This is a genomic window from Sphingobium sp. OAS761 (assembly GCF_024168485.1).
In the GTDB taxonomy this organism is placed as follows: domain Bacteria; phylum Pseudomonadota; class Alphaproteobacteria; order Sphingomonadales; family Sphingomonadaceae; genus Sphingobium.
Genome location: NZ_JALJVY010000007.1, coordinates 180,340 through 191,965, shown reverse-complemented (window position 1 = coordinate 191,965; position 11,626 = coordinate 180,340). Strand labels below are relative to the sequence as shown.

The window sequence follows — 11,626 nt, the reverse complement described above, 5'->3', positions numbered from 1 at the left end:
AAAGTGCGCTTAACCGCAAAAGATTTTCTTGTGCGTCTTCGGGTTGAGGGGGAAGGCGGGACAGGATAAGAGGACCGCCACAGTCGCAGGAAGGGGAAGGCGTATGACGTCCGAGGGACAAATGAAGAGCGCGAACCAGACCTATCATTCGTTTGTTGGCCTCATGAAATGGGGCACTATCGCCAGCGTTGTCGTCGCTGCCATCGTCGTGCTGCTGATTTCGAGCTGAATATAAGGCCGACGATAAGAGGGGGTGCAGGTTAGAATGAAAATCGCAGTGGTTAAGGAACTGGCGCCTGGCGAACGCCGGGTTGCGGCGACACCGGAAACGGTCAAGAAATTCAAGGCGCTGGGTGCCGAAATGGCGGTCGAGCAGGGGGCTGGCCTTACCGCCTCCATCGCCGATGCCGACTATGCGGCGGCCGGTGCCGTCGTGGCGGATCGCGCGGCGACGTTGGCGGGCGCTGACATCATCCTGGGCGTGCAGGGTCCCGAACCGACCAGCCTGGCCGGCGCGAAGCCGGGCGCCTGGATCGCGGCGGGCCTCAATCCGTTCGGGGATCGCGCGCGCGTCGATGCCTATGCATCTGCGGGGTTCGAGGCGCTGGCGATGGAATTCATGCCGCGCATCACCCGCGCGCAATCCATGGACATCCTCTCGTCGCAGTCCAACTTGTCGGGCTACAAGGCGGTACTCGACGCGGCCTATGAATATGGCCGCGCCTTCCCGATGATGATGACGGCAGCCGGCACTGTGTCGGCCGCCAAGGTCTTCGTGATGGGCGTGGGCGTTGCGGGTCTCCAGGCGATCGCCACCGCCAAGCGGCTGGGCGCCCAGGTGTCGGCGACCGACGTTCGCTCCGCCACCAAGGAGCAGATAGAATCGCTTGGTGCCAAGGCGATTTTCGTCGAAAGCGTCAAGGGTATCGAAGGCGAGGGTTCGGGCGGTTACGCCACCGAGATGTCGGACGAGTACAAGGCGGCTCAGGCCGAACTCGTGTCCAGCCACATCGCCAAGCAGGACATCGTCATCACTACCGCGCTCATCCCCGGCCGGCCCGCGCCGCGCCTGATTTCGGACGCGCAACTGGCGTCGATGAAGCCGGGCAGCGTGATCGTCGACCTGGCGGTCGAGCAGGGCGGCAATGTCGAGGGCGCGGTCGCCGGCGAAGTGGTCGAGCGCCACGGCGTCAAGATCGTGGGGCATCGCAACGTGCCTTCGCGCCTCGCCGCCGACACGTCGGCACTGTTCTCGCGCAATCTCTACAATTTCCTGTCCGCCTTCTGGGACAAGGAAAAGAATGCGCCGGTACTGGACGAGGAAATCGGCAATGCCATTCGCCTGACGCAGGGTGGCAAGGTCGTCAACGAGCGGCTTCTGGGCTGAGTGCATGGGGCGCGCGGCTGTCCGCAGGGGACGGCGCGCGTGGTAACGCCTCTGCCTTGAACGGGGGCGAACAGGGAGTAGGAACGATGGACTTCATCTCCATCCTGTCGATTTTCGTGCTGGCGTGCTTCGTCGGCTATTATGTGGTGTGGTCGGTGACGCCGGCGCTCCATACGCCGCTGATGGCCGTAACCAACGCCATCTCTTCCGTCATCATCGTCGGCGCGCTGGTCGCATCGGCCGAAGCGGGCAGCATGGCCGCCAAGGTTCTTGGCCTGCTCGCGGTCGTCTTCGCCAGCGTCAACATCTTCGGCGGCTTCGCGGTCACCGAACGCATGCTGGCCATGTACAAGAAGAAGGAGCGCAAGTGATGCTCCAGACCATCACCGCCATGGCAGCCGCCGGCGCGGAGGGGGTGGCAGCGTCGCCCTTCGTCGCGCTTGCCTATCTGATCGCCGGCATCCTTTTCATCCTGGCCCTGCGCGGCTTGTCCAGCCCGGCCTCGTCGCGGCGGGGCAACCGCATGGGCATGGCCGGCATGGCGATCGCCGTCGGGACGACGCTCTACACGCATGACGTTGTAAGCCTGCCGGAAATCATCGGCGCCATCGTCGTAGGCGGCGGCATCGGCTTTGTCATCGCACGCAAGATCGAGATGACGGCGATGCCGCAATTGGTCGCCGCGTTCCACAGCCTCGTGGGCCTGGCCGCCGTGCTGGTAGGCGCCGCCGCCTATCTCAATCCCGGTGCTTTCGGCATTCTGGATGCGCTGACAGGCGAAATCCACAACGCCAGCCGGATCGAGATGGGACTGGGCGTGGCGATCGGCGCGATCACCTTCTCGGGTTCGGTCATCGCCTTCCTGAAGCTCAACGGCAACATGTCGGGCAAGCCGATCATGCTGCCGGGACGCCATGTGCTGAACTTCGGTACGCTGGCAGTCATCCTCGGCCTGATCGCCTATTTCGTCACCGATCAGAGCCCCTGGGTATTCTGGACCGTGACGGCCCTCAGCTTCATCATCGGTTTCCTGCTGATCATCCCCATCGGCGGCGCGGACATGCCGGTCGTGGTTTCCATGCTGAACAGCTATTCGGGCTGGGCCGCCGCCGCCATGGGCTTCACCCTTGGCAACACGGCGATGATCATCACCGGCGCGCTGGTGGGTTCGTCGGGTGCGATCCTGTCCTATATCATGTGCAAGGCGATGAACCGCGGCTTCCTGTCCGTGATTGCCGGCGGCTTCGGATCCGAAGCCGGTCCTTCCGGTGCCGGTGGTGCGGCCATCGACCGTGCGTACAAGCGCGGTTCGGCGGAGGATGCCGCATTCCTCATGGCGCAGGCCGACAGCGTCATCATCGTGCCGGGCTATGGCATGGCGGTCAGCCAGGCGCAGCATGCCCTGCGCGAGATGGGCGACATGCTCAAGAAGGAAGGCGTCAGCGTCAAATATGCCATCCATCCGGTGGCAGGCCGCATGCCCGGTCACATGAACGTGCTGCTGGCCGAGGCGAACGTGCCCTATGACGAGGTGTTCGAACTCGAGGACATCAACAGCGAATTCGGTCAGGCCGACGTCGCCTTCGTCATCGGCGCCAACGACGTGACCAACCCGGCGGCCAAGACCGACAAGAGCTCGCCTATCTACGGCATGCCCATCCTGGACGTCGCCAACGCCAAGTCGGTGCTGTTCGTGAAGCGCTCCATGGGCGGTGCCGGCTATGCCGGCGTCGACAATGAAGTCTTCTACATGGACAACACGATGATGCTGCTGGCCGATGCGAAGAAGATGGTCGAGGAAATCGTCAAGGCGCTTGCCCACTAAGGGGGGCTTCCCCTAACCATCGAAGGGACGGCGGGGCAGTTCGCCCGGCCGTCCCTTTTTCTTTTCTGGCGCGCAAGGGGACGGAATGCGGAAACTGGGTCTGATCGGCGGCATGAGCTGGGCATCCACCGCCCGCTACTACCAGATCATCAACGAAGCCGTGCAGCGCGCTCGTGGCGGCCTGCACAGCGCCCCGTTGGCGATAGAGAGCCTGGATTTCGCCGCTGTGGCGCGGTGTGTGTCCGACGACGATTGGGATTGCGCCTCCGGACCGCTGGTCGCGGCGGCCCGGCGCCTGGAAGCGGCGGAGGCGGGTGCGCTGCTGATCTGCGCCAATTCCATGCACCGCGTCCATGACCGGGTGCAGGCGGCCGTATCGATCCCCGTCATTCACATTGCCGATGTCGTGGGGCAGGCGATGAAGGCGGACGGCGTGACCAGTGCGGCGCTGCTGGGTACCCGCAATGTCATGATGGAGAAATTCTACCGCCAGCGGCTCGTCGGCCACGGCATCTCCCTGCTACCGCCCGATGCCGGACTGGCCGATCACATCAACAGCATCATGTATGACGAACTGTCGGTGGGGCGGATCAACAAGGCGTCGGAACGCTTCATGAAAACCGCCCTGACCGACATCGCCAAGCAGGACGTGCAGGCTGCTGTTCTGGCCTGCACGGAACTGGAACTGATCGTCGACGTGAAGGCCAATGTCCTGCCGATCTACGATTGCACCAGCATTCACGCCAAGGCAGGCGTCGAATTCATCCTGGGCTGACAGGGGGCGTATCGCTTCATCGCATAGGCGTCCACGTTTGCGTCTTGCAGAAAAAGGCGATGCAGCCCTGTACCTTCAGCGTCCCGTCCTTGTTGCGGCTGACCTTGCTGTTGTAGCTCTTGCCGCTTTCCGGATCGTAGATCGTCCCCTTCCACAGATCCCCGGCGTCGGAGAAATCGGATAGCAGGGCGAGGCCGGTCAGCGGCTTGGATCGAAGCGCGGGGTTCGGATTCTTGATGTCGGTCTGCGGGCGTCCGGGCGTCGGCTTGACGATTTTCTCGATCCGGCCGCACAGTTGCCGTCCACAGGGCGCAATATTGACGATGGCCTTGCCGTCGACCGTTGCCCAGCGACCGGTGATGGGTTGCGCGGCCATGGCCGGCAACGCGCCCAGCGTGGCAAGCGCGACGGCGGCGACGATACGAATGGGTGTCATGCGATCCTCTCTCATGATTATCGACGCCATGAAATAGGATGAAAATCGCCCTGTCCAGTAGGCTGGATGGAACGATCCTCCGCGGGAAAGAGGCGACGCTACGGCAGCGTCCCCTCTTTCTCGCGGATTTTTTTAGAAAGCGGTGCTGATCGAACAGGCGGCCGGACCCAGGATGACGACGAACAGCGTCGGCAGAATGAAGAGAATCAGCGGCACTGTCATGATCGCGGGCAGCCGTGCGGCCTTTTCTTCCGCGCGCATCATGCGTTCATGGCGGAACTCGGCGGACAGAACGCGCAGCGCGCTGGCAAGCGGCGTACCGTATTTTTCGGTCTGGATCATGGTCGTGACCACGCCCTTCACCGCGTCCAGTTTTACGCGGGTCGCCAGGTTTTCGAACGCCATGCGGCGTTCCGTCAGGAAGCTCAGTTCGATCGCGGTCAACTGGAACTCGTCGCCCAGCTCGGGATAGGCCTTGCCCAGTTCGCGCGCGACGCGGTTGAACGCGGCGTCGACCGTCAGGCCAGCCTCGGCGCAAATGACCAGCAGGTCGAGCGCGTCCGGAAGACCCTTGCGGATCATCGCGGACCGCTTCTGCACCTTGTTGTCGATGTAGATGTCCGGGGCCTTGTAGGCGAGCAGCAGCACCACCGCGAAGGCGAAGAAGCGCTTCATCGGCCCCCATTCGGGCTGAATGCCGACGCCGTAGAGCAGGATAGCTGCAAGACCGCCCAGCAGAATCGGCAGGATCATGCGACCGAAGATGACCGCGACGGCCCAATCCTTCGATCGGATACCCGCTTGCGCAAGACGAATCTGCGCGTCCTTGAGCTGGTCGTCCTGCAACACCTTCAGGCTGGAAAGGAAGGACCGCATCTGGTCGGTCGTCTGGTTCTTGCGAACCAGGCTGGCACGGCGCTTGGCGGTAGAAGCGGTGATGCCGGCCTTCAACTGTTCGCGCCGTTCGTTGAGCGCCTTCACGCGCTTGGCCATCGGATCGCGTACCGTCATCACGGCATAGAGCGCGAACAGTACGGCCAGGGTCGCGAGCGCAGCCAGCAGCGTCCCGAAATCGGTTGCGGTCAGGCCGAAGAGCGTGCCTGCGGGGGTGGGCGCATCCATTGTCTTTCTTCCCTCCCGCTCAGATTTCGAAATTGACCATCTGGGCCATGATGAATGCGCCAATGCCCATCCAGCACATGCCGCCGATGCCGATGACCTGCATCGTGGACAGGCCGAAGAGCCCTGCCGGATCCGGCGTGAAGAAGGGGCTCATATAATTGTAATTGATGTAACAGATCATGCCGAACACCAGGAACGGCAGCACGCCGATAATATAGGCGGAAGCTTTCGATTCCGACGACATGGCACGTATCTTCAGCTTCATCTGCGCGCGCTGGCGCAGGACGGTGGCCAGGTTGGACAATGTCTCGGCCAGATTGCCGCCCGTTTCCCGCTGGATAGCCAGGGTGATGACGAAGAACTGGAACTCCGGCGTGCCCAGGCGATCGGCAGTTTCCTGGAGCGCCTGCTCCATGGTCCGGCCGATCTTGATGCGTTCGGTGATTAGCTTGAACTCTTCGCCCACGGGGCCGGGAATTTCGGTCGATACCACGGTCAGGGTTTCGGCGATCGGCAAGCCCGATCGCAGGCCGCGGGTCAACAGTTCGAGTGCGTCGGGAAATTTGGCGTTGAACTGATTGATGCGCCTGCTGATCAGTCGTCCGACCCACCAGTGGGGCAAGCCCAGACCCGCGAGCAATCCAACCATGAAGGCAAGCAGGAACGGCATTCCACGCGTCAGCAGAAGCAGGGTGACGACCAGGAAGATAACGGCGCTACCGGTCATATACTGACTGAGCGTCCATTTCTTGCCGGTCATCCGGATACGCTTGGCCAGATTTTCCGGATTGGGTACGAGGGAGACGAGCATCTTCAGCTCGGTGCCGGTGGCCCGGTTCGAAATGGCCTTGCGCATCCTGGCTTCAAGCAGTGCCTCGGCGGATTCGCTATGACGCCCGCGGATCAACGCCACACGGCGTTTGCGGGCCTTGTCCGGCGAAGGGCCGGCAAAGGCGATCAGGACCAGACCGCATAGGGTCATCGCCAGAATTGCGATCAGGATGATATTGCCGTCCATCAGTTCGCCCGCTTCTTGGCGGCCACCACGAAGGCGGCGCGCACCGTCAATCTTCCAGTTCCGCCGTCTTGGCCTTGCGACGCGACCCGATCATGCCCTTGAGGTCGAACTTGCCGAGTAGGGAGTCGCCCTTCTTCGCCGCGTTCTTGCCGCCTGCGACCGGTTCTTCGGATTCCGCGGCGCCAAGCACCTCGTTCAGCATCGCCGTGCATCCCGCGCCGACCTTGCTGCCCTTGGCGGTTTCGGCCAGTGTCTTGCCCAGCTTCGATGCCTGCGACGCAACGCGCAGATCGAACGGGATGATGACATCCACCTTCCGCTCGATCGATGTTTCGAAATCCTTGCGGCTGATTTCGGGTGATCCGGGCTGCACGCGGTTGGCGACAACCACGACACGCGCCTGGGGTGCGTTCGATTTCAGCCAGGACAGGATGCGGATCGTGTCGCGGGCGCCTGCCAGCGTCAGTTCGGTCACGGCGACGGCGACATTCACGTCGCTCACCAGATGCGGATGCTGGATCAGCATGCTGCGCGGCAGGTCGATCACGCTGCATTCGAACGCCAGCCGGAATTCTTCCAGCAACTGGTAGAACGCGCCGCCATCGGTCAGCATCGGCTGACTGATAGGCGCTTCGGCGGACAGGATCGCCAGCGTGTCGCTTGCCCGCACCATGGCCCGTTCAATGAACAGCCCATCGATGCGGCTGGGATTTTCGATCGCATCGGTCAGGCCGCGGCCGGGCTCGAGATCCATCGCCAGCGCGTTGGTGCCGAAATGCACGTCGAGATCGAGCAGCGCGGTGGGGCGCTTCTTTTTTTCGCTCAGCAGCCATGCCAACGAAGTCGCCAGGGTGGAAGCGCCGACGCCGCCGCGCGTGCCGATCACCGCGACGGTGCAGTGCGGGCGTTCCGGTCCCGCGTCGCGCGGCGCCATGAACACCGCCTGCGCCTGCGTCAGCGCGTCACGCAGCTGGTCCGCGCCGAAAGGCTTCAGCAAATAATCCTGAATGCCGCTGGCAACCAGATCGCGATAGAGGCGCACGTCGTTGACCTGTCCGGCCGCGATGACGACGGTGCCGGGTTCGCACACTTCGGCCAGGCTGTTGATGTCGTTGAGCGGATCGCCGCTCTCCGACATGTCGACGAACAATATCTGGGGCGAGGCGGTGATCGACAGGCTTTGCACCGCATTGCGCATGCCGCCCTTGTTCACCTTTTCGGGCGCCCAGCCCAGTTCCGACGCGACAGCGCGCAGCATGTCGTAGCTGTGGTCGTCGCAGACGAAGGCGTGGAACGGGTCGCGCTGACCGTTCATGCCCGGTTTCCAGGGTGCGTTCATATTACTGGCCTCCTGCCGTCACTTGCTTCAGCTCGCCCGAGCCGGACGGAGTCTTTTCGCGATAGGTCGAAATGGCCCGGTTGGACGTGGCGACGCGCAATTCACTGTCCGACACCTGGCCGCGCACCAGATCTTCGGGATTGGCGATCATGGCGGCCAGATTGCCGTTGGTCGCGCAGCCATAGTTGGACGACGTGCCAAGGCTAGGATCGGTTTCCACCTTCGACCGCCAGTCGGGGCAGCCCGGCACGCTGGCCGTTGCACGACGCACGATCAGGCGGACGCTGCCCTGCGGCGCGACGCCGGCGGCGGCTGAACTGTCCTCACCGACAAGCAGGCCGCGGCGCGCGGCGACATTGGCGATGCCGTCGCGCAGGGCGGGGCCATAATAGCCGTCCGACACGATGGCGACCTGATCGCCATAGCCCAGGTCGATCGAGGTGAACCAATCGTCCAGGCGCCGGGCTTCGGGCGCCGTCAGCGTGTCGCCGGGACCAGCCTGCACGTCATAGGTATAGGAAGCATAGCTGACCACCGGCTGATGGACGGATTCCATGCTGCGATTGGGACTGTCGGTGACGCAGGCGGTCAGCGGCAGCGCCAGCACGGCCAATGCGCCAAGGGTCCGGATGGACAGACGGGTCGGGATAGAAGAAGTCATGTCGGTCGTCCTTCCGTCAGAAGCTGAAGCCAGGCGTTGCCTTGCCGTCCTTGCCCGGCGCCTTGGGCTCGGCGCGGGCGATCGGCGGCAGGGGTGATGCCGTCGCTTGTGGTCCCGGCGCGGGCACCGGGCCGCTGGGAATGCGGCGCGGCGTTTCGCCCCTCTTGCCGCTGATGCCGTCTGCACCCTGCTGCAACAGCAGTCCCTGCGCCTCATTGGCATTGCGGAAGCCGTCGGTCGGAAGGTGCACGTCCGATGCGTTCATCGGCTTGACCAGATAGGGCGTGACGACGATCACCAATTCGGTTTCGTTGCGCTGGAACTGGCGCGACTTGAACAGGCTGCCCAGGATGGGGACATTGCCCAGGCCCGGCACCTTGTTGATGTTGTTCGACGTTTCGTTGTTCAGCAGCCCGGCGATCATGAAAGCCTGTCCCGAACCCAGCTCCACCGTGGTTTCGGCGGTACGGCTCTTGAGCGCAGGAACGTTGGCGTTGATCGAGAAATCGAGGCTCGAAACGGTCGGGCGAACGCGCAGGGAGATGCGGCCGTCAGCCAGGACGGTCGGCGTGAAGGCCAACTGCACGCCATATTGCTTGAACTCGATGCTGTTGCCCTGCGTGCCGTTGCTGACGGTGTAGGGATATTCGCCGCCCGCCAGGAAGCTGGCGGTCTCGCCCGACAGCGCCGTCAGGTTCGGCTGCGCCAGCGTGGTGGCCAGGCCGCTCGATTCGGCAAGGTCCAGCGCGCCGGCAATGTCCATGCCCAGGATGCGCGCAACGCCGCCGAGGCTATAGCTGCCATCCAGCGGATTGTTGAACGTCCAGTAGCCCGGTTCGGTAGCGCTGCCGCGTGTGTAGTCGGCGAAATTGCGCGTGCCGCCACCTAGGTTGCCGGCAATCTTCCCGCCATTGCCATCAATGCTGGCGAAGTTCGTGCCGATCTTGTGACCGACATCTTTGACCACTTCGGAAATCTTCACCTGCAACATCACCTGGAGCGGCGTCGCCATGCGAAGACGGCTGACAACGGTTACGTCCTTGCCGACGAAGGCCTGCGTCAGCCGTTCGGCTTCCGCGGCGTCCTCGGGCGCCTGGATCGTGCCCGTCAGCAGCACCATTCCGTTCATCTTGTTGACCGCGATATTCGCGCCCGGCATTGCCAGCCGCAGCATGTCGTCGATGCTGGTCAGGTTGTTGCCGACGCGGACATTGCCCGAAAACAGCACCTTGCCGTTCGATGCGGTGGCGAACACGGTGGTTTCGCCCGGCTTCTTCGCGATCAGGTAAAGCTGGTTCTGCGAGCGGACATGAACGTCGACCACGTCGGGATCGGCGATCACCACGTCCGACATCTTTGACGGCAGGTTGATGACCTTGCTCCCACCGACCGACAGCAGGATGGCATTATCCTGCGCCGAGGAGGGCGCCGCATTCACCGCGCTGGTGGGCGCGGCGACTGCCGCGACTGCCAGGCCGAGCGCAACCGCCGGACCGGCGAATTTGTGCATGGACTTCATCTTACTTCCCCCCGACCGGAACTTCGGTCACGTTGGTGCCGCGGGCGATCCGGATGACGGGGCCCTTGAAGGCGACGGTGCCCACGGGTGCTCCATTGGCGGCCACCATCGGCGGCATGGAGGCGTCGGGCTTGGCTGGGACGCTGCTGCGCTGGTAGCGCGAAACGTCGGCGCCGGTCGAATAGGTGGAGCCGCGGTCGACCGGGCGTGCCGCCAGCTTGGCGATGATCGCCTTTTCATCCTTCGGATTGGCGTTGCCCGGCAAATCGACATCCGTGCCCGCAATGGCTGCGTCGAGATCGGACGTCGTGTCGGCCATGGAGCGCAGCGACATCGACAGCGAACCGATGGTCTGCGCCACAGCGATCTTCTCGGCGATCTTGGGCGTCACTTCGAAGGTGACGTTGGAATAGGTGCGCACTTCCGGCTTGCCGTCGGCGCCCATCGCATCCATGCGCTGGTCGGTGGCGAGCACGCGCAGGTTGCGCAGGATGGTTTCGGATACCTTGAGCGGATCACCTTCGCCGCCGCCGTTCACGCTCTGCGTCAGGACCAGATCGATCCGGTCGCCCGGAAACACGAAGCCCGCAACCGAATTCTGTGCCGACACGGGCACTGTAACGGCGCGCATGCCCGGCCCCAGGGCGGCTGCCAGGAAACCGCGATCGCCGGGCTTCACCAGGGCACCCTGCGTCAGCGGCTGGCCGGCCGTGATGGCCGTGCGCACGACGCTGCCCGCCAGCTTGACGGGATCGGCCTGTCCCTTGAGATAATAGGCCTGCTCGATCAGATCCTTGGGCCAGGGCTGGAAGCGGAAGCTTTCAGCGTCAAGGATGGTCCCCACCGGCAACGCCTTGGTGGCCACCAGCACATGCGGCTGGTCGGCTTCCTGCGGCATCGAGGCGGCATTGACCTGCGGTGTGCCGGACGAACTCAGCATGCTGCGCGCAAGCAGAGCCGTAGTGACGGCTATGATGAGCGCTCCCACCAGCAGCACGATCTTCTTAGCATCCATGACGAAATTCGCCTCCCTTAAGTGGGTGCACTGCCCCCAGCACCCTACTCATCACGCAAATTGGTTAAGATATCGTTCGCCAAGCACCCATAGCGCGGCGAATGAAATGGCTATTCCATAAGGAATTTCGGGTTGGCCAAGCCGCCGGGTCATCCGGTGATGCGTCACGGTGACAATGGTCACCAGACCGCCGAGCAGGGCCATCAGCACCAGCAGTGTCACTATCGCCTGCCAGGGAAACCAGAGCGCCAGTGCGCCGAGCAGCTTGACGTCGCCACCGCCCATCATCCCCATAGAGAAAAGCCCGGCGAACAGGATGAACACCAGCGTGCCGACCAGCAGTTGCACCGCCATGCCGGGCCAGGGTTCCAGGCCGCAGGCCAGCCACCACACCGGCGCCAGTATCGCGACGGCCAGGTTGAGCCGATTGGAAATGATGCGCGATCGCAGATCGGTGATCGCCGCCGCGATCAGCAGCGTGCCCAAGGCGACAATGAGCGCCAGACGGAAATATTCCCCCAACATGGGC

Annotated in this window: 13 protein-coding genes; 5 read left to right on the top strand and 8 right to left on the bottom strand. The window is 63.4% G+C overall.

The features are described from left to right. Positions 1-103: 103 nt before the first annotated feature. The 5 genes from J3E64_RS11365 to J3E64_RS11345 all read left to right on the top strand — a co-directional run bounded on the left by J3E64_RS11365 (position 104) and on the right by J3E64_RS11345 (position 3,987). A complete protein-coding gene (locus J3E64_RS11365; RefSeq protein ID WP_253342869.1) occupies positions 104-229 on the top strand; it encodes an aa3-type cytochrome c oxidase subunit IV in 126 nt (41 codons plus the stop codon). A 36-nt stretch (positions 230-265) separates the two neighbouring features. Beyond that, a complete protein-coding gene (locus J3E64_RS11360; RefSeq protein WP_253342867.1) occupies positions 266-1,387 on the top strand; it encodes an NAD(P) transhydrogenase subunit alpha in 1,122 nt (373 codons plus the stop codon). Positions 1,388-1,473: 86 nt separating this feature from the next. Continuing rightward, positions 1,474-1,758, top strand: a complete 285-nt coding sequence (locus J3E64_RS11355; RefSeq protein ID WP_253342865.1) for an NAD(P) transhydrogenase subunit alpha — start codon at positions 1,474-1,476, stop codon at positions 1,756-1,758. After that, on the top strand, positions 1,758-3,212 hold the full coding sequence (locus tag J3E64_RS11350; protein WP_253342863.1) for an NAD(P)(+) transhydrogenase (Re/Si-specific) subunit beta: 1,455 nt from the start codon (positions 1,758-1,760) through the stop codon (positions 3,210-3,212). The genes J3E64_RS11355 and J3E64_RS11350 overlap by 1 nt, the downstream gene beginning before the upstream one ends. A gap of 85 nt (positions 3,213-3,297) precedes the next feature. Beyond that, positions 3,298-3,987, top strand: coding sequence for an aspartate/glutamate racemase family protein (locus J3E64_RS11345; RefSeq protein ID WP_253342861.1), 690 nt, complete (start codon positions 3,298-3,300; stop codon positions 3,985-3,987). Between the two features lie 16 nt (positions 3,988-4,003). On the opposite strand, the gene J3E64_RS11340 is transcribed toward J3E64_RS11345, so the two are convergent. The 8 genes from J3E64_RS11340 to J3E64_RS11305 all read right to left on the bottom strand — a co-directional run bounded on the left by J3E64_RS11340 (position 4,004) and on the right by J3E64_RS11305 (position 11,622). Beyond that, entirely contained in the window at positions 4,004-4,423 is a 420-nt protein-coding gene (locus tag J3E64_RS11340) for a DUF2147 domain-containing protein (protein ID WP_253342859.1), read from the bottom strand. A 132-nt stretch (positions 4,424-4,555) separates the two neighbouring features. Next, the gene (locus J3E64_RS11335; RefSeq protein ID WP_253342857.1) at positions 4,556-5,545 is read right to left on the bottom strand and encodes a type II secretion system F family protein; all 990 of its coding nucleotides are present in this window, start codon (positions 5,543-5,545) and stop codon (positions 4,556-4,558) included. 19 nt (positions 5,546-5,564) lie between these two features. Then, a complete protein-coding gene (locus tag J3E64_RS11330; protein ID WP_253342855.1) occupies positions 5,565-6,563 on the bottom strand; it encodes a type II secretion system F family protein in 999 nt (332 codons plus the stop codon). A 46-nt stretch (positions 6,564-6,609) separates the two neighbouring features. Further along, a complete protein-coding gene (locus J3E64_RS11325) occupies positions 6,610-7,902 on the bottom strand; it encodes a pilus assembly protein CpaE (protein ID WP_253342853.1) in 1,293 nt (430 codons plus the stop codon). Position 7,903: 1 nt separating this feature from the next. Further along, entirely contained in the window at positions 7,904-8,563 is a 660-nt protein-coding gene (locus tag J3E64_RS11320) for a CpaD family pilus assembly protein (protein WP_253342851.1), read from the bottom strand. A 16-nt stretch (positions 8,564-8,579) separates the two neighbouring features. Continuing rightward, positions 8,580-10,082 (bottom strand): type II and III secretion system protein family protein, encoded by a 1,503-nt coding sequence (locus J3E64_RS11315; RefSeq protein WP_253342849.1) that lies wholly within the window; start codon positions 10,080-10,082, stop codon positions 8,580-8,582. 1 nt (position 10,083) lies between these two features. After that, a complete protein-coding gene (cpaB, locus tag J3E64_RS11310; protein WP_253342847.1) occupies positions 10,084-11,097 on the bottom strand; it encodes a Flp pilus assembly protein CpaB in 1,014 nt (337 codons plus the stop codon). Between the two features lie 51 nt (positions 11,098-11,148). After that, positions 11,149-11,622, bottom strand: a complete 474-nt coding sequence (locus tag J3E64_RS11305; RefSeq protein WP_253342846.1) for a prepilin peptidase — start codon at positions 11,620-11,622, stop codon at positions 11,149-11,151. Positions 11,623-11,626: the final 4 nt, after the last annotated feature.